16 protein-coding genes are annotated in these 18,249 nt (G+C 67.2%); 11 read left to right on the top strand and 5 right to left on the bottom strand.

Annotation, left to right across the window (positions count from 1 at the left end; translation table 11 throughout):
* Window positions 1-215 precede the first annotated feature (215 nt).
* Window positions 216-1,562, top strand: coding sequence for an Nramp family divalent metal transporter (locus tag ACPCJR_RS05410; RefSeq protein WP_391511609.1), 1,347 nt, complete (start codon window positions 216-218; stop codon window positions 1,560-1,562).
* On the opposite strand, the gene ACPCJR_RS05415 is transcribed toward ACPCJR_RS05410, so the two are convergent.
* The gene (locus ACPCJR_RS05415) at window positions 1,563-2,453 is read right to left on the bottom strand and encodes a LysR substrate-binding domain-containing protein (RefSeq protein ID WP_391511662.1); all 891 of its coding nucleotides are present in this window, start codon (window positions 2,451-2,453) and stop codon (window positions 1,563-1,565) included.
* A gap of 176 nt (window positions 2,454-2,629) precedes the next feature.
* Between ACPCJR_RS05415 and ACPCJR_RS05420 the strand changes: the two genes are divergently transcribed.
* From ACPCJR_RS05420 to ACPCJR_RS05455, 8 genes are all read left to right on the top strand, one after another.
* Entirely contained in the window at window positions 2,630-3,955 is a 1,326-nt protein-coding gene (locus ACPCJR_RS05420) for an SLC13 family permease (RefSeq protein WP_391511608.1), read from the top strand.
* A gap of 127 nt (window positions 3,956-4,082) precedes the next feature.
* Window positions 4,083-4,484, top strand: a complete 402-nt coding sequence (gene sdhC, locus ACPCJR_RS05425; RefSeq protein WP_391511607.1) for a succinate dehydrogenase, cytochrome b556 subunit — start codon at window positions 4,083-4,085, stop codon at window positions 4,482-4,484.
* 8 nt (window positions 4,485-4,492) lie between these two features.
* The gene (gene sdhD / locus ACPCJR_RS05430; protein ID WP_391511606.1) at window positions 4,493-4,912 is read left to right on the top strand and encodes a succinate dehydrogenase, hydrophobic membrane anchor protein; all 420 of its coding nucleotides are present in this window, start codon (window positions 4,493-4,495) and stop codon (window positions 4,910-4,912) included.
* Between the two features lie 32 nt (window positions 4,913-4,944).
* A complete protein-coding gene (gene sdhA / locus ACPCJR_RS05435; RefSeq protein ID WP_391511605.1) occupies window positions 4,945-6,762 on the top strand; it encodes a succinate dehydrogenase flavoprotein subunit in 1,818 nt (605 codons plus the stop codon).
* Window positions 6,763-6,778: 16 nt separating this feature from the next.
* Window positions 6,779-7,594 (top strand): class I SAM-dependent methyltransferase, encoded by an 816-nt coding sequence (locus ACPCJR_RS05440; protein ID WP_391511604.1) that lies wholly within the window; start codon window positions 6,779-6,781, stop codon window positions 7,592-7,594.
* A 190-nt stretch (window positions 7,595-7,784) separates the two neighbouring features.
* Window positions 7,785-8,342 (top strand): hypothetical protein, encoded by a 558-nt coding sequence (locus ACPCJR_RS05445; RefSeq protein WP_391511603.1) that lies wholly within the window; start codon window positions 7,785-7,787, stop codon window positions 8,340-8,342.
* A gap of 55 nt (window positions 8,343-8,397) precedes the next feature.
* Entirely contained in the window at window positions 8,398-9,222 is an 825-nt protein-coding gene (locus tag ACPCJR_RS05450; RefSeq protein WP_391511602.1) for a succinate dehydrogenase iron-sulfur subunit, read from the top strand.
* A gap of 247 nt (window positions 9,223-9,469) precedes the next feature.
* A complete protein-coding gene (locus ACPCJR_RS05455) occupies window positions 9,470-10,027 on the top strand; it encodes an AprI/Inh family metalloprotease inhibitor (protein ID WP_391511601.1) in 558 nt (185 codons plus the stop codon).
* Between the two features lie 7 nt (window positions 10,028-10,034).
* Here ACPCJR_RS05455 and ACPCJR_RS05460 read toward each other — a convergent pair whose 3' ends face one another.
* A complete protein-coding gene (locus ACPCJR_RS05460; protein WP_391511600.1) occupies window positions 10,035-11,771 on the bottom strand; it encodes an outer membrane beta-barrel protein in 1,737 nt (578 codons plus the stop codon).
* Between the two features lie 236 nt (window positions 11,772-12,007).
* On the opposite strand from ACPCJR_RS05460, the gene ACPCJR_RS05465 reads away from it, so the two are divergent.
* A complete protein-coding gene (locus tag ACPCJR_RS05465) occupies window positions 12,008-13,042 on the top strand; it encodes a KpsF/GutQ family sugar-phosphate isomerase (protein WP_391511599.1) in 1,035 nt (344 codons plus the stop codon).
* 923 nt (window positions 13,043-13,965) lie between these two features.
* On the opposite strand, the gene ACPCJR_RS05470 is transcribed toward ACPCJR_RS05465, so the two are convergent.
* The 3 genes from ACPCJR_RS05470 to ACPCJR_RS05480 all read right to left on the bottom strand — a co-directional run bounded on the left by ACPCJR_RS05470 (window position 13,966) and on the right by ACPCJR_RS05480 (window position 17,163).
* The gene (locus tag ACPCJR_RS05470) at window positions 13,966-15,192 is read right to left on the bottom strand and encodes a hypothetical protein (protein ID WP_391511598.1); all 1,227 of its coding nucleotides are present in this window, start codon (window positions 15,190-15,192) and stop codon (window positions 13,966-13,968) included.
* Complete coding sequence (locus ACPCJR_RS05475) at window positions 15,189-16,442, bottom strand: hypothetical protein (protein WP_391511597.1); 1,254 nt, start codon at window positions 16,440-16,442, stop codon at window positions 15,189-15,191. The genes ACPCJR_RS05470 and ACPCJR_RS05475 overlap by 4 nt, the downstream gene beginning before the upstream one ends.
* Before the next feature lie 277 nt (window positions 16,443-16,719).
* Window positions 16,720-17,163 (bottom strand): DMT family transporter, encoded by a 444-nt coding sequence (locus tag ACPCJR_RS05480; protein ID WP_331286774.1) that lies wholly within the window; start codon window positions 17,161-17,163, stop codon window positions 16,720-16,722.
* 321 nt (window positions 17,164-17,484) lie between these two features.
* On the opposite strand from ACPCJR_RS05480, the gene ACPCJR_RS05485 reads away from it, so the two are divergent.
* On the top strand, window positions 17,485-18,246 hold the full coding sequence (locus ACPCJR_RS05485) for an enoyl-CoA hydratase-related protein (protein ID WP_391511596.1): 762 nt from the start codon (window positions 17,485-17,487) through the stop codon (window positions 18,244-18,246).
* Window positions 18,247-18,249 lie beyond the last annotated feature (3 nt).

Here is an 18,249-nt window from a genome sequence, read left to right on the forward strand (position 1 = left end):
AGCTTCAGCGCAGCTTTATAGCTGATGCTATAAACGGGACCGCCGGCTGGAGCGGTGATCGCGCACCGTTGCGACACATCGCGGTGACCCGTCGCTCTTAAAGGACGGGTGGAAGGCCGCGCCCTCCCGACGCCCCGTCCGACATCGGCGCCTCCTCAAGGGCCGGTGGCCACCTCCCGGGCCGATGCGCCCCCGATGCGAATGGAAAAGCCGCGATGGATCAGGTTCGGCCGGCGCCGCCCGCGCAGGCTCCCGCACAAGCCGCCGGAGAGGCCAGCCTCGGCGCGCTGAACGGCAGCGTCCCCGTGCGGGCGGACGGTTCCTGGATGCGGCGGCTCGTCGCCTTCATCGGGCCGGGCTACATGGTATCGGTCGGCTACATGGACCCGGGCAACTGGGCCACCGACATCGCGGGCGGCGCCCAGTTCGGCTACACCCTGCTCTCCGTCATCCTGCTCTCGAACCTGATGGCGATCGTGCTGCAGGCGCTGGCGGCGCGGCTCGGCATCGCCACCGGCCTCGATCTCGCCCAGGCCTGCCGCGAGCGCACCTCGCGGCCGGTCAGCTTCGCCCTTTGGCTGATCTGCGAGGCGGCGATCATCGCCTGCGACCTCGCCGAGGTGATCGGCACCGCCATCGCCCTCAAGCTGCTGTTCGGCATCCCGCTGACGCTGGGCGCGATCATCACGGCGCTCGACGTGTTCGTGGTGCTGCTGCTCCTGCGCCGGGGCTTCCGGGCGCTGGAGGCCTTCGTGATCGGCCTCCTGACGATCATCTTCGTCTGCTTCGGGGTGCAGATCGTGATGGCCGCGCCCCCGGTCCAGGCGGTGCTCGGCGGCTTCGTGCCCTCGCGGGAGATCGTGACCAACCCGGCCGCGCTCTACATCGCCATCGGCATCATCGGCGCCACCGTGATGCCGCACAACCTCTACCTCCACTCCTCGATCGTGCAGACGCGGGCCTATCCCCGCACGGAAGCGGGCCGGCGCGAGGCCCTGCGCTTCGCCGTCACCGACTCGACGGTGGCGCTGATGCTGGCCCTGTTCGTCAACGCCGCGATCCTGATCATGGCGGCGGCGGTGTTCCACGCGGCCGGGCGCACGGACGTGGAGGAGATCGAGCAGGCCCACGAACTGCTCTCGCCGCTTCTCGGCGTCGGGGTCGCCTCGACGCTGTTCGCCGTGGCGCTGCTGGCCTCGGGCCTCAACTCCACGGTGACCGCGACGCTGGCCGGCCAGATCGTGATGGAGGGCTTCCTGCGGCTGCGCCTGCCCACCTGGGCGCGGCGGCTGGTGACGCGGGGCATTGCCATCGTGCCGGTGGTGATCGTCACCGCCCTCTACGGCGAGCAGGGCACCGCCCGGCTCCTCGTGCTGAGCCAGGTCGTGCTCTCGATGCAGCTGCCCTTCGCGGTGATCCCGCTGGTGCATTTCGTCTCGGACCGGCGGATCATGGGCGGCCTCGTGATCCCCGGCTGGCTGAAGGGACTCGCCTGGATCATCGCCGCCATCATCGTGGCGCTGAACCTGAAGCTCCTGCTCGACACCTTCCTCGGCGGCTGATCAGGCCTCGGCCGCGCGCAGATGCGCGACGAAGTCCTGGGCGAAGGCGGGCAGGGCCTCGAATTCGCGCAGGCAGAGCTTGAGGTCGCGGGCCGCCCAGGGGTCCTCCAGCGGCACGAGGGCGATTCCCATCGTGCGCCACGCCCGCCGCGCCGTGGTCTCGGGCACGATGCCGAGGCCGACGCCGCACTCGACGAGGCGGCAGACCGCGTCGAAGCTGCGCAACTGCACCCGCAGCCGCATCGGCCGGCCGATGCGGGAGGCCTTGGCCGCGAGGAAGCGGGTCAGCGCGCTCGGCCGGTCGAGCCCGACGAGATCGTGCTCCAGCACCTCCGCGAAGCCGACGCTCTTGCGGCGGGCCAGCGCGTGGCCGGTCGCGACCACCACGACGAAGCGGTCGTGGCGGAAGGGGAAGGTCTGGAGCGTGCCGGTATCGACGGTGCCCGCCACGATGCCGAGATCCGCCGCCCCGTCGGCCACCAGTCCGACGATCTCGTCGGAGGTGCGCTCCTCGATGTCGACGCTGATGCCCGTGTGCAGGGCGAGGTAGGCGGAGAGCGCCTCGGGCAGGAATTCGGTCAGCGCGTTGGTGTTCGACAGGACCCGGATCTGGCCGACGGCCCCGCCCGCGAAGACGGAGAGGTCGCCCTGCAGCCGCTCGACCTGCCCCAGGATCTCGCGGGCATGGGCGAGCAGGGCGCGCCCGGCGGGCGTCGGCGTCACGCCCTGGCGCCCGCGCAGCAGGAGCGCGGCGCCGAGCGAATCCTCCATCGCCCGCACCCGGGCCGAGGCGGCGGCGAGCGCGAGGTTGGCCCGCTCGGCCCCATGGGTGATCGAGCCCGCCTCCACGACGTGGCGGAACAGGTTCAGATCGACGAGATCGAAGCGCATCATCGCTCGGCTTCCGTCCGGATCATCCGCATCCGGCATTCGCGCAACGTGAAGTCAGGTGGGGCCGGTCAACCTATCACAGCAGCGTGATCCGGGCACGAGCCTTCGCGAGTGGCGAAGGCACCCACTACGAAAGCCGAATTGCGAACGCTTCCAATTCGCGTTTGAAGCGCCCCATGAGCGCCGCAGCGGCCAGCATCTTCGGGGAACAGGGCACGGTCGTCGCGGCCGGGGGCCTGCTCGTGCTGTGCATGGGCCTGTGGGCGACCGGCCTCGTGGCCGAGATCGTCACGGCGCTGATGTTCTTCGCGCTCGCCATGCTGCTCAAGCTCGCCCCGGCGCAGACGGTCTTCTCGGGATTCGCCTCCTCCGCCTTCTGGCTGGTGACGGGCGGCATGGTGGTCGGGCTCGCCATGAACCGCACCGGCTTGGGCGACCGTCTCGCGCGGATGCTGGCGGCACGGCTGCCCGCCTCCTATCCCGGCTTCGTCGCGGGCCTCGTCGCCTTCTCCTTCGCGCTCGCCTTCGTGATGCCGTCCAATCTCGGCCGCATCGCCCTGATGGTGCCGGTGGTGATCGCGCTCTGCGACGCCTTCGGGCTGGAGGCCGGGCGCCCGGGCCGGACGGGGGCGCTGCTCGCCTTCGGCATCGCCACGCCGATGCTCTCAGCGGCGATCCTGCCCGCCAACGTGCCGAACCTCGTCATGGCCGGCACCGCCGAGACCCTGTTCGGCATCCACCTCGGCTATCTGCCGTATCTCTTTCTGCACGCACCCGTTCTCGGGTTCGTGAAGGGCGCGCTCCTCGTCGTCTGCACGGTGCTGATCTTCCGCGACCGGCTCGACGGCAAGCGGCCGGATCTGCCCCCGCTGCCGCCGCTCTCGGGCGAGGAGCGGCGCCTCTCGGTGATCCTCGCACTGATGCTGGCCCTCTGGCTCAGCGACGGCTGGCACGGCATCCCGCCCGCATGGATCGGGCTCGCGGCGGCGGTGATCTGCCTACTGCCGGGCGTCGGCGTGCTGCCGTCCCAGAGCTTCGGCGAGATCCCGTTGCGAACCTGCTTCTACGTCGCCGCCCTGTTCGGGTTGACGGCGATCGTCAACGAGACCGGGCTCGGCGCCCGTCTCGGCCACGCGCTGCTCTCGGTCGCGCCCTTGGAGCCGGGCGCACCCGCCAAGAACTTCGCCACGCTGACCGGCCTGTCGATCGGCTTCCTCTTCGCCGCCACCGCCAACGGCGCGCCCGCCCTCTACACGGCGCTCGCGGAGGAGTTTTCGCGCGCCAGCGGCTTCGATCTCATGAGCGTGCTGATGGTGCAGGTGGTCGGCTACTCGACCCTGTTCCTGCCCTATCAGGCGCCCCCCATCATCATGACGATGGATCTCGGCCGCCTCTCGCTGGCCGACGCGACCAAGCTCACCCTCGCCACGGGCGTCGCGTCGCTGTTGGTGGCGACCCCACTTGCCTATTTCTGGTTCAGACTGACCGGGCGATTGGCGTGAGACAGATCCGCGCGATCGTCAGCTACACCAATGCTGCACCGCAGCACCGGCATTGCCGGCCAGAGCCCGCCGCCCTAACCCTTCCCTGGAATTTATCCAGTCTTCGACGCGAGGATCGTGAGCCGCGATGAACCCTACCGTCAGACCTACGGTCGCCCAGCCGCTCTCGCCCCATCTCCAGATCTACCGCTGGACCTGGACCATGGCGATGTCGGTGTTCCACCGCGTCACCGGCACGGCGCTCTATGGCGGCACCTTCCTCGTCGCGGTCTGGCTGGTGGCGCTCGCCTCCGGTCCCAAGGCCTACGATACGGTGGCGTGGTTCTTCGGCTCGTGGGTCGGGCGCACGATCCTGTTCGCCTACACCTGGGTGCTCTTGCACCACATGCTGGGCGGCATCCGCCACTTCATCTGGGACGCGGGCTACGGCTTCGACCGCGACCGGCGCCTGGGCCTCGCCCGGGCCACGCTGATCGGCTCCGTCACCCTGACCCTTGTGATCTGGGCGGTCGCCCTGCTCGTGCGCTGAGGCTTCCCATGTCCCAGGTCGACAACCGCCAGAACACCGCGCTCTCGATGCGCACCCCGCGCGCCCGGGTGAAGGGGCTGGGCGCCTCGGGCCACGGCGCCGGCCATTTCTGGCTGCAGCGCCTGACCGGCGCCGCGAACGCGCTCCTGATGCTCGCCTTCGTCGTGATCATCGCCCTGATGGCCGGGCGGACCTACCCGCAGGCGGTCGCGCTGGTGTCGCACCCGCTCGTTTCGATCATCCTGATCCTCGCCGTGGTCTCGGTGACGATCCACATGCGTCTGGGGATGCAGACGGTCATCGAGGACTACGTGCACAGCCACGGCCTCAAGTTCGCGGCGCTCATCGCCAACACCTTCTACGCGGTCGCGGTGGCCGCCGCCTGCCTCTACGCGATCATCCGCGTGAGTCTGGCCGGCCTCGCCTGATCGCCGTCATCGAAACCGAGGATTCATCGCCCATGGCCTCCAACGGATCGAACGGCGGCGCCCCCGCCTACGCCATCACCGACCACACCTTCGACGTGGTGATCGTCGGCGCCGGCGGCGCCGGGCTTCGCGCCACGGTCGGCTGCTCTCAGGCCGGGCTTCGCACCGCCTGCATCACCAAGGTCTTCCCGACCCGCTCGCACACGGTGGCCGCGCAGGGCGGCATCTCCGCCTCGCTCGGCAATATGGGGCCGGACGACTGGCGCTGGCACATGTACGACACCGTGAAGGGCTCGGACTGGCTCGGCGACCAGGACGCGATCGAGTACCTGGTGCGCAACGCCCCCGCGGCCGTGTACGAGTTGGAGCACTGGGGCGTGCCCTTCTCCCGCACGGAAGAGGGCAAGATCTACCAGCGCCCGTTCGGCGGCATGACCACCGATTACGGCAAGGGCACCGCGCAGCGCACCTGCGCCGCGGCCGACCGTACCGGCCACGCCATGCTCCACACGCTCTACGGGCAGGCGGTGAAGAACAAGACCCAGTTCTTCATCGAGTACTTCGCCCTCGACCTGATCATGGACGAGGACGGCCGCTGCCGCGGCGTCATCGCCATCGATCAGGCCACCGGCGAGATCCATCGCTTCCGCGCCCAGCAGACGATCCTGGCCACCGGCGGCTACGGCCGCGCCTACTTCTCGGCGACCTCGGCCCATACCTGCACCGGTGACGGCAACGCCATGGTGCTGCGCGCCGGCCTGCCGCTGCAGGACATGGAGTTCGTGCAGTTCCATCCCACCGGCATCTACGGCGCCGGCTGCCTCATCACGGAGGGCGCACGCGGCGAGGGCGGCTACCTCACCAATTCCGAGGGCGAGCGCTTCATGGAGCGCTACGCGCCGTCGGCCAAGGATCTGGCCTCCCGCGACGTGGTCTCGCGCTCGATGACCATGGAGATCCGCGACGGCCGCGGCGTGGGCAAGGAAGGGGACCACATCTTCCTGCACCTCGACCACCTCGACCCCAAGATCCTGCACGAGCGCCTGCCCGGCATCTCGGAGAGCGCGAAGATCTTCGCGGGCGTGGACGTGACCAAGGAGCCGATCCCGGTCCTGCCCACCGTCCACTACAACATGGGCGGCATCCCGACGAACTATCACGGCGAGGTGCTGACCCTGAAGAACGGCAATCCGGACACGGTGGTGCCGGGCCTGATGGCGCTCGGCGAGGCGGCCTGCGTCTCGGTGCACGGCGCCAACCGCCTCGGCTCCAATTCGCTGATCGACCTCGTGGTGTTCGGCCGCGCGGCGGGCCTGCGCTGCGCCGACATCGTCGAGGCCGATGCCCGTCAGCCGGAACTGCCGCGGGACTCGGCCGACAAGGCGCTCGCGCGCCTCGACCGCTTCCGCTACGCCGACGGCTCCACCCCGACCGCGCAGCTGCGCGACCGGATGCAGCGGACCATGCAGAACAACTGCGCGGTCTTCCGCACCGGCGAGGTGCTGGAGGAGGGCAAGGGCCTGATCCACGAAGTCTGGCGCGGCGTCGCCGACATCGCGATCACCGACCGCTCGCTCGTTTGGAACACCGACCTGCTCGAGACCCTGGAGTTCGACAACCTGATCGGTCAGGCGGTCGTGACGATGGAATCGGCGGTCAACCGCAAGGAGAGCCGTGGGGCGCATGCCCGCGAGGACTTCCCCGATCGCGACGACAAGGAGTGGATGAAGCACACCCTGGCGTGGCTCGACCCCTCCAAGCACGGCGTCGAGATCGATTACCGGCCGGTGCACACCTACACCATGTCGAACGAGATCCAGTACATCGAGCCCAAGGCGCGGGTGTACTGAAGAAGGGCTCGCGCGCGTGTTCAAGCTGAAGAAGCGCCGAAGGGGACCGCCGGCCGGATCCGGCCTCCTCTGCACCGGAGCGCCGGCCCAGCCGCCGGCGTCCTGGGAAGAGATCGTCTGCGGCTTCGGGGCCTCCGTCGATCCGGTGGAGGCACGCGCGCAAGCGACCAATCCGGCCGAGGAGGCGTTCTTCGCACAGGAGGATCGCCTCGCGACCAAGTGGCATCATTACTTGGAAATCTACGACCGCTACCTGTCGCGCTACCGCGGAAAGCCCGTTCGGCTCCTCGAACTCGGCGTCTTCCAGGGCGGCTCGTTGCAGGTCTGGCGGCGCTATCTCGGGCCGGACGCCGTGATCCACGGCGTCGACATCAACCCGGGCTGCCGCGAGATCACCGAGGACGGCCTCACCGTCCATCTCGGCAGTCAGGCCGATCCGGGGCTGCTGCGGCGCATCGCCGGGGAGATGGGCGGCATCGATGTCGTGATCGACGATGCGGGCCACATCAGCGCCGAGCAGATCGCCAGTTTCGAGATCCTCTATCCCCTGCTCGCGCCGGACGGCGTCTACATTGTCGAGGACGTGCACGCCTCCTACTGGCCGGATCACGGCGGCGGCCTGAGGGCGCACGGCGCCTTCATGGAATACTCCAAGCTGCTCCTCGATCGCCTGCACGCCCGCTACGTGCTCGATCCCGATCCCTTCGCCCGCGATCCGGGCTTCGCCGACGTGACGCACGGCATCGCCTTCCACGACAGCATGGTGGTCTTCGAGAAGCGCCGGAAGGCGCTGCCGCGAAGTGTGCGCGTCGGTCACCGCACCCTGTCCTGACATTTCCCGCATGAGCCAGCCATGGCCCCGCTCACCCCTCCAGCGACTGCTCTGCCCGCCGACGATGAGGATCGACCAATGCCCGATCGGAGCCGGCACGATGTCGAATGCGACCCGGCCCGTCGCGACGGCGGGATGGTCTGATGCGGCGGCAACGGACCACGCCGTCGGAGTGCGGAAAGTCGCTGCGATGAGAGCGCCCTCGCGCCGCCTCGCGCCTGCGGTTCTCTCCGCCGCGATCGGGCTGCTGACGCTCCCGGCAACGGCGCGTGGCCCGGATTTCGACTTCCCCGCGGAGGTCGCCGGTTTCGCGCGAGGCCCGCGGACCGATTACGAGGCCCGCGCGCCGGGGCTCGGCTACTCGGTGGTCTACACCAACGGCCGCTGGAAGGCGGATGTCTACGTCTACGCTGCCGGTGTGGCGAACATCCCCGACGGACCGTCCTCGCCCGTGGTCACCGGCCAGCTCGCGCAGGCGGGCGGCGACGTCAGGACGGCGGTGGCGCAGGGCATCTACCGCAGCAGCGAGGATCGCGGCGCGGTGCGCGTGCCGGGGGAAGCGGGCGCCCGGCTCACCTGCCGCGCCTTCGCCATCGACCACGCGGCCCTCGGCCCGACCGAGAGCCTGCTCTGCATCACCGGCCTGCGCGGCCAATTCGTGAAGTTCCGCCTGTCCGGCCCGTCCGCGAAACGGCCGCCGCAGGAGGAGGCCGAGCGCTTCATGACCGGCTGGCTCAGCCGCCAGTAGCACTTTCTCACCATCGGAGCGCGCCGCAGGCCGCCGCACCAGAGAGGCACTCACCATGGCCCAGTTCAATCTTCCCAAGAATTCCCAGGTCACCGAGGGGAAATCCTGGCCGGCGCCGGATGGTGCCAAGAACATCCAGGTGTTCCGGATCTATCGCTGGAACCCGGATGACGGGAAGAACCCGCGCATCGACACCTACCGGGTCGATCGCGACGATTGCGGGCCGATGGTCCTCGACGCCCTGCTGTGGATCAAGAACAAGGTCGATCCGACGCTCGTCTTCCGCCGCTCCTGCCGCGAGGGCATCTGCGGCTCCTGCGCCATGAACATCGAGGGGCAGAACGCGCTCGCCTGCACCATGGGCATCGACGAGTGCAAGAGCCCCGACAACGCCCTGCCGTTCCTCACCCGCAAGGACAAGGACGGAGCGGTGCGGATCTATCCGCTGCCGCACATGCCGGTCCTGAAGGACCTCGTGCCGGATCTGACCAACTTCTACGCCCAGCACGCGGCGATCGAGCCCTGGCTCCAGACCGAGACGCCCGCGCCGGAAAAAGAGTGGAAGCAGACGCCGGAGGACCGCGCCCGGCTCGACGGCCTCTACGAGTGCATCCTGTGCGCCTGCTGCACCACGAGCTGCCCGAGCTACTGGTGGAACGGCGACAAGTTCCTCGGGCCGGCAGCCCTGCTCCAGGCCTATCGCTGGCTGATCGACAGCCGCGACGAGAACACCGGCGAGCGCCTCGACGGGCTGCACGACCCGTTCCGGCTTTACCGCTGCCACACGATCATGAACTGCGCCAACACCTGCCCGAAGAACCTCAACCCGGCCAAGGCCATCGCCGAGATCAAGAAGATGATGGTCGAGCGCGAGGTCTGATCTCCGTCGCAGGAATGGGTTTCGAGAGCCGCGCCCGAACGGGTCGCGGCTCTTCTCGTTTCGACAACCCGCCGGAGAGCCCGGCGCGGCGATGCCGCCTCCGGTGAGGCCGAGCCGCCACACCGCTTCGAAAACCTGCCGGTGCGCGGCTTTTCCCGGACGCACCGCGAAGCCTGCCTTGCCGCCAGCGCATTTGCTCGCGAGGGCAAGCGCGACCGTTGTGCGTCGTGTCGGGGGAGGTTCGTTGATGCTGCGTGGGGTCCTGTCGAAAGCCGCCTGTCTCGCCCTGGCCGCGAGTGTCGGCGCCTGCGCCTCGAACCGCTTCGAGGGCCCCCGCGAGCGCCCGCGGCCCCAGGCAGCGCTCGAACCCGCGACCCCGGCGCTGCCCGCGGGCACGGTGACGAGCGAGCCGCTCGCCCCGCCGCCGGGTGCGGCCGCCGCGCCCTCCGAGCCGCCGCCCAGCGTCGCCGACGCCCCGGCCATCGTCGAGGCGCCGCCCCCGCCCGCCCCACCGCCGGTGGTGGCGACCGGCCGCTCCTCGGTGGTGGGCTCGTGGAACGCCACCGATGCGGCGGGAAGCTGCAAGGTCTCCCTGTCGAGCACGCCCTCGCTCGACCTCTACAAGGCCTCGACCGCGGGCTGCGGCAACAAGGATCTCGCCAAGGTCTCGGCCTGGGATTTCCGGGACGGGGAGGTCTACCTCTACCAGCCGGGCGGCACCGTCGCCGCGCGCCTGCGCCAGGCCGGCGGCGGCCTCGACGGCGCGCTCTCGAAATCCGGCGCGCCGCTCTCCCTGGCCCGCTGACGCGCCGTCAGGGGTTCACCCGCACCCCGAGCAGCACCGTGTGCGCGTCGTAGCTCGACAGCGCGACGGTGCTGGTCAGGGTGGAATAGATGTAGCTGCCGCGCAGCGCGAGCCAGCGGTTGAAGCGGTAGTCGAACCGGGCGGTGGCGGAGTAGCCCCGCTCGCGGATCGGCACGCCGTCATAGGTGTTGGACAGGTAGGCGCCGCCCACCGTAATCGAGAGGTTGCGCAGCAGGTCGTGCTGCACCTCGAGCGTCGCGGCGTCGGTGAAGGCGCCGCTGGAGCCGGGAACCGCCGTCTCGATCACGCCGGTCTGCTGGTTGAAGCGCACCGTGGTGAGCGGCGAGACCGACCAGATCAGGGCCGCGTTGACGACCGGGGCGTTGATGTCCTGCAGCGAGCGATCGACGTAGGAGCGGTGCTGCAGGCCCGCCGAGACCTCGGCCGTCAGCGCGCTGTTGAGCTGCACGGTCGCGCCCGCGCTGAAGGCGACGCCGTCGGAATCGCGGCGCAGGCCGAACTGATCGACGGGCGTGTCGTAGATGCGGGTGTCGAGGAAGGTCTCGACGAAGGGCGTGATCGCGGGCGAGATCTCGTAGCCCGCCCGCAGGCGCAGGCCGTACTGGTTGGCGTTGCGGTCGCTCTGTCGGATCAGGGTGCCGTCGCCGAGCTGCGCATCCTCGAAGATCGAGCGGTCGATCGAGCCGCGCAGGGAGAGCTGCACGCGGTTGAAGTTCTGCTGCACGCCCGCGGTCGCCCCGTAGGAGGCGAAGAGCGGCCGGGTCGTCGCCGCCGCGCCGAGATCGGGGCTGCCGAGGCGCTGGCTGTCGAGCAGGAAGCGGGTCTCCAGCTCGAAGCGGGTGTCGCGGGTGACGTCGATGCGCAGCCGCGAGACGCCGACCGCGCTCGGGCGGCTGGCCTCCGGGTTCTGCGGATAATCGAGGTAGCTGCCGCGCATCTCGGCGGTGAACTCGCTGGCCGACCACTCGCTGCGCAGGGCCAGCTCCGCCTCGCTGCGGAGCGCCAGCGAGGGCCGCAGGCGGGTGGCGCCGATCTGGTCGGGGTTGGTGTCGTAGCCGACGCTCTGCGTGAAGGCGGGCAGCACCGTGAAGGTGCCGAGCTGGAGGCCGAGCGGCGCGTAGGCGGTGTCGGCGGGGATCGGCCGGCGCAGGGCCGTGCCGAGCAGGAGCCCGGCGGCGTTCGGCAGGCCGAGCCCGAGGATCGGCGTCGGCAGCGGCACGCCGGAGACCGGCGTCTGGATGACGGGGGTGAGGCGCAGATCCGTGGTGATGGTCTGCGTGCGCGTCTGGGTGATGCGCCGGGTGGCCGAGCCGATGCGGCGCGGCGGGGCGGCCCGCAGGCGCAGGAGCGAGGGCCGGGCCGGCGTGCCGAGGGCGGAGGTGCCCGGCAGCCCGGCGGCGGCGCGAAAGCGCGGCAGGCGCGAGACCTCGTCGTCGCCGCCGCCCTCGGCGGCGGGCGCCGGGTTCTGGCTCGTCGGCAGCGCGGCGGGGGGGGCGGTGCTGCCGCTGCTGCCGAAGCCGGCGGCGCTGCCGCGCAGGCCCGGCGTGGTGTCGAAAGTCGAGCGCGGGCGGTTGCGCGCGGCGCCCGTCGGCGCCGGCTCGGCCTCAGCCGGGGGAGGGGTGTCCGCGGCCGGCGGCTCCTGGGCGCGGGCGGGGGCTGCCAGCAGCGCGGAGGCGAGCAGCAGCGCGCCCGCGCCGCGGCGCGCCGTGCGCCTGTCTCCCATGGGCCGCTCGCGTGACACCGGCAGCGTGTTCCTCGATCCGGCCGGCGGCCCCGGAGCGGGGCGGCTCCCGTGTTCGCGGGCGCCGGCATGGTTAACGGGGCTACAGGAGACGTGGTTAACGCCCGGTTGCGGGGGCCGGCCCGGCGCCTGTCCCATCCCGAAAAGCCGCCTTGCGACCACATTCGGAGGCGAAGAAGCGGCCGACCTTGACGAGACGGGACGCGGGAACGCGCTTGATGGCCCAGGCACAACGGATCGAGCAGCGGGACGAGACGGCGCAGGCCGCGCCCTTCGACGGGGCGGCGGCGGCCGTGGCCTCGGCGCTGCGCACCATCGAGACCGAGCGCGAGGGGCTGGCCTGCCTGATGGCGGCGATCGGCAACGGGCTCGGCACGCCCTTCGCCGAGGCCGTGGCGCGGATCGGCGCGGCGCGCGGCCGGGTGATCTGCACCGGCATGGGCAAGTCCGGCCACGTCGCCCGCAAGATCGCGGCGACCCTGGCCTCCACCGGCACCCCGGCGCTCTACGTCCACCCGGCCGAGGCGAGCCACGGCGATCTCGGCATGATCCAGGCCGACGACGTGGTGGTGGCGCTCTCGTGGTCGGGCGAGACCACGGAACTGGCCGACATCATCGGTTACACCCGCCGCTACCGCGTCGGCCTCGTGGCGATCACGTCCAACCCCGTCTCGACGCTCGGCCGCGAGGCCGATACCTGCCTCGCCCTGCCCAAGGCCAAGGAGGCCTGCCCGAACGGGCTCGCCCCCACCACCTCGACGGCGATGCAGCTGGCGCTCGGCGACGCGCTGGCCGTCGCGCTGCTCGAAGCGCGCGGGTTCTCCGCCCGCGACTTTTCCGTGTTTCATCCCGGCGGCCGGCTCGGCGCCTCCCTGCGGCAGGTGCGCGAGGTCATGCACGGGGGCGAGCGCCTGCCCGTGGTGGCGCTCGGCACGCCGATGCGGGCGGCGGTGGCCGAGATCGACGCCAAGGGGTTCGGCTCCGTCCTCGTGGTCGATGGGCAGGGCTGCCTCACCGGCATCCTCACCGACGGCGACGTGCGCCGCGCCGTGTTCTCGCGGGCCGGGCTGGAGGGCCTGCCGGTCGAGGCGGTGATGACCCGCAACCCCCGCACGATCACGCCCGAGACCCTGCTCGCCAAGGCGCTGCAGATCCAGGAGGCGATGAAGATTACCGCCCTGGTGGTGGTGGAGGCCGGCCGCCCCGTCGGCCTCGTGCACTACCACGACCTGCTGCGCACCGGCGTGGCCTGAAGGCCCCGCCCGTCCCGATCCGCATCCGAGGGACGGCGCGCCGTCCGAGGCCCCGTCGCGGCGCCCGCCCCGCGCCGGCCCCTCGGGACGAGGCCGGGGCCCGGATTCCGGCGCCACCGCGATCGCTCGAATCGCCGCCCAAGCCGCTGCCAAGCCGCTTGCCCACGCGGGTTCGCCCCCGCAGCGCACGAAGGCGCCCGGAGGCTGGCGGGCCGATCGGCCGGCGGGGGACGCGAACCCAGACGAAACCGAGAGGGGGGACGCGGGACGCCGCGAGACCTCCGGAAACTTTTTTAAACTTTTGCCGGTCTCCCGGCGTCCCGCGGAGGGCGGGCCTCCTTGTCAGGGGGAGCCCGCCATCCGTTTTGGCGTCACGGTTCTTCTCGCCGGCATCGACCCCGGACATGCGGGCCTGTGGGACCCCCGGCACCGCCTCCCGGAAGGGAGAGGGCGCCGCGGCAGGCGAACATGAGCGGACTTGTCCGCACCGGACCTCGTAGTGAGCCCGGCTCCGGTTGGTCCTGGGCGCCGAACCGAGACGGCCTACGGCCCCATCCCGAGACGGCGTTGTGTCGCGCGCAGCGCCCGAGGCGATGGCGACCGGGCCACCGACGCGGGACCGCCCCACCTCCCAACGAGCCTCCCCGGCCGGTCACCGGGGACGCTCCCCCGGTTGGTCCGGGAGGTGAGTAGTCAGGGTTGTAGGATTATTTGTCTATAAAGTCAAGAGCGCTATCCGTTGGCGGCCGTCGATCTTAAGAAACCGGACTACGGAGCACCACTGAACTTCACACTTAGCAATTTGCGTTGATGCGCAGCCAGTCATATTGGCCAATCACAATAATGCCTATTCAGCGTCTCAAAAGAGCTAAGGAGTTTTTGGAAAGCTACGAAAATTCATGAAAAAGATCATAACCTTAGTTTTATATCAGCCTAGGCTCTTTCTTTTCGCGCTCAATCTCAACACTCTTTTCACCAGCGTCAGATGCCGCACTGCTTTTATCCAGCTTATCAGACGGATCAGGGGATTGAAATTTTTGCTCTACAGCGGTTTGATTAGATAACTCCCTGTCAATCACTGGAGCATTTTCATTTGCCCAACTCGTGGCAAACGAGGACCGATCTATTCCGCAGAAATCTAACACCGCCCCCATAAATGATTTCGCTACAGTCGGGAGTTCATCAAACGTAGGCGCGACTCGAGAATAAGCCGCATCTTCTAATATTTTTGCAGCATTGAACAACGATTCATTTCGCGCAGCCTGAGCCACAACTGTTGCAAGCCCTTCCGCAGGAACAGACATAATATCAATCCGAATTTTCTCTTTGACTATGCGCGCAACAGCTGCTCCGTTTGGCGCATAATCACGAACTGCCGCCTCTGCCCATGCCAGTCTTTGCTTTGTAACCTCCGGGTTGTCACCATACCGCAAGGCATCAACCAGATGCTCGATACGCTCTGCAGCAGGCCGAAGCGCAACCTCTGCCGCATAAAAATCAAGTGACACTGCAGCAATTGCTGCAGATAGATAAACCAACCGACCAGCCGCAACTGCCGAATTTGAGCGTGGATGTGCTGAAACGCATTCTTTAGCTAGATTCTGCGCATAAGCAAGACACGCATTAGCGCCTGCAGCACCAAATCGATCCCCGATAGTAGATTTTATTTCTGAAAATGATGAACTGAAATAATCAGAGCCTCGACCTTTATCGGACTCTCTAAAAACAACATCCAATTCCTCGTCCGACAGCCTATGATTAACATTCAGCTCAGGACTGTCTTTCATTCTTTGAATGTCAGCGCCATCCAGCCACAGCATACCATGTGTACGTGCAAGATCTCGGAGCGAGCGTCTATTATCTGTCGTTGCAACACCAGCCCCATCTACCTGCAACAATTCGGCCAAACCTTTGACAAAAAACAGCCGCTCTGCAGCTTGAGGTCGCGCCTTATCCTTAATATCTATGATAGTTCGACGGCGCGCTAACGTACCTGAACGCTCGTAAATCCAGAGATCAATATCAGTCAGATCATCTCCGTTGTGTTTCAGCGGCACAGATCTCACGACAAAAAAACCTGCACGCAGAAAATATCCACGGACAGTTTCTTCGGTTTTGTAGCCCTTTTGACCCGATTTTTTTTCGCTCATATCGTCACACCAACGCGAACAGCACTCAGCAGGTTTCTGGTTTGCGTCTTACTCGCTGTCGTCTGTGTCTTCCTCATGCGTGCTCGAGCAACTTCTGGCGCAGTATAAGCTCTCATGCCAGCACTAGGCAATGTTTCAAGTGCAGTTGCCGCAGCGTTTCCTCCCTGCAGAACTTGCAGGGCAATCTCACCAACTTCGCGCTTGAGAAGTCTCATTTTGAAGCTTCCATCCCCTCCATCTATTATTTGTACGACGCGCTCAAACTCCAACGCACGATAGTCGAATCCTATAGCGGGAGCTGGACCAACTGTCCCCCCTCTAATCAGCTTGCCCAACAACAGACCAATTCCCCAAATTCTCCCTCTTGTAGAGCTGCTTTGCGACATACCATAGCTCAAGGCCGAAACCAGGGCTTTGGCATGGTCAAAAGCATCTTCGGTCATGGGATTTGTAAATTTATGAAACGAGGCAGGGGAGGTTATAAAAACGTGCTCGCCAGCCTCATTAGACACGACATTCATATCATATAGAGCGGCAGCTTTGACCTTCGATAATAACGCAGACCCCATTACAGCCTCGGCCTTAGAGTGCATCACGTATCCAGATGCTTTGAGAAGGCTGTCAAATTCAGACAACTTCGCGATCTCGCCTGCGCTAAGCGATGCCAACACTTTCTTCGTTTTTTCCGCATTCTCGCGCCGAAAAAGATTACCATTGAATAGTAATCTGTCGGCCCCATCTCCTTCGGCATCAACGAAGCCTATTTCTGATGCGTTAGTGATAAAATCCGCCGAATCTGCCTTGGTGAGTCGGTGCATATCACCAATGTATTCGATTGCTTCGACAGCAGATAGCGGAGCCTCTGAAGCCTTTTCTGCAAGATTGATGGCGGCCATTTCATTTGACTGAGGGTCGTTATTATCGAGCAAAGTCGAAGCGTGAGACAATGCTGTTTCACCGCTTAAGCCGAGAACTTCTACGCCGTGTGCACTTCTCTGAATAAGTCTGTTTGCCTCAAGCTGCGCGAGGCACGCCTCCATTTCGGTCTTCGGATTGAGGCCACCAATCTTAACTGCGGCAACGACCTCAGCATGTCTTAATATAGCCTGATTGCTCTCCGCCATCCGAGCAAGCAGAGATGCCGACTTGTAGGCCAAATCTATTGTACTATATTCGGAAGCAGCCCTAACATCTGTTGATATTTTTCGACCATGATGGACTACCCATGCACCTTTTGTTTTTTTATCCATCCCTATGCAACCATTTTATTTCGAGCTTCGCTGCCCCGAAGCCTACTCGCATCTTAGAGTTGACGCAATCCCACTTATGCAAGGGGTTGAAAAGACAAGCTGGCTTAGTCTTGGAAATCGGTTTGGCCCGCCGCAACTCTAAATTAACCACATGAACATTTGGCCTTGAACAGACCAGTTATGAAATTCGGCAGCTATAGGGAAAATATTACATAGTTAATTTAGAAAATTAAACTACTGCTAGAGAATTCATATAGAAAAGCATATGAAGCAAACTTCAAAACACTGCCACCAGCCCGACCCCGATCACCATCAACACCGCCCCCGCCACGCGCCACACACTGGCCGGGTGCACCTGAAACCCGATCCACCCAAAATGGTCGAGCACGAGCGAGGCGAGCACGCCCACCGTCACAATAATCCCCAAAAAGGTCGCCGCGCCGATGGCGGGGGAGGCGTAGAGCTGGGCCAGGATCAGCAGAACACTCAAAAAACCGCCGAGCCAGGCCCACCAGGGCACCTGCCCGAGCTGCTGTCCCGAGGGGATTTCGAGCTTTCCCAGCGCGAGCCCGCCCGCGAGCAGGGCGGCGGTGCTGACCAGCAGCGTCAGCAAGGCCGCCGTGACGGGCAGGCCGAGCGACTTCGACAGGGTCGCGTTCTGTCCCGGCTGGATCGCGTTGGCGAGACCGGCGAGGATCGTCAGGGCGTAGAGGGTCCACATAGCCGGGACAGCCCGCCGGCCCGCCGCCAAGTTTCGCGGCTGCGACAATCGCGGCGCCCGAGGCCCCGTGTCCGGTCGATCGCGTTCGGACGGGCCGAACGCCGCTCTCGCGCGCCGGGGCGACGCGATCCGGGGCGCGCCCTTTTTCGGAGCGGGCGGACCCCGGATGGCCTGCGTCGCGCCGCGCGGGGGGCGGTGATGGCCTCCGGCGGAGGCGCTCTCACGCGCCCGTGAGCGGGGCGGGGGGCCCTCGACAAAGCGTCGCCGTCGGCCGAAGGTTTTTGGGGGATTTTTCGAGGGCGCGGGGCCGGGCGGGAGCGGATGAGCGAAGCCATCATCATCGAGGATCGGCCCGGCGGCGTCCGGCTGATCCGCTGGAACCGGCCGGAGAAGAAGAACGCGCTGACCGGCGCCATGTACGACGCCGCCCGCCGGGGCCTCGAAGAGGCGGACGCGTCGGAGGCGGTCGGCGCGGTGGTGTTCGCCGGGCTCCCCGGCGCCTTCACCGCCGGCAACGACCTCGCCGATTTCCACCGGGCCGCGCAGGCGCCGGGAATGGCGTTCTCGGACATGCCGGCCCTGCACTTCATCCGGCAGCTCGCCCGCACCGCCACGCCGATGGTCGCGGCGGTGGACGGGCTCGCCATCGGCATCGGCACGACGCTGACCCTGCATTGCGACCTCGTCTATGCCGGGCCGCAGGCGCGCTTCCGCATGCCGTTCGTGGAACTCGGGCTGGTGCCGGAGGCGGGCGCCAGCCACCTGCTGCCGCGCCGGGTCGGGCTCGCCCGCGCCTCGGCGCTGCTGCTGCTCGCCGACGGCTTCGACGGCGCGGCGGCCGTGGCGATGGGGCTCGCCAACGCGCTGGTCCCGTCGGAGGAGATCGAGGCGCACGCGCTGGCCCAGGCCGCACGCCTCGCCGCCCTGCCGCGCCGGGCGCTGGCCGCGAGCCGCGCCCTGATCCGCGGCGATGCCCGGGAGGTCGAGGCGGCGATCGAGGCGGAGGCGCAAGCCTTCGAGGCGGGCCTGCGCGATCCGGAGACGCAAGCGCGGCTCGCCCGCTTCCTGGCCCCCAAGGCCTGAGCG

This window comes from Methylobacterium sp. NPDC097929 (genome assembly GCF_049543375.1).
In the GTDB taxonomy this organism is placed as follows: Bacteria; Pseudomonadota; Alphaproteobacteria; order Rhizobiales; family Beijerinckiaceae; genus Methylobacterium.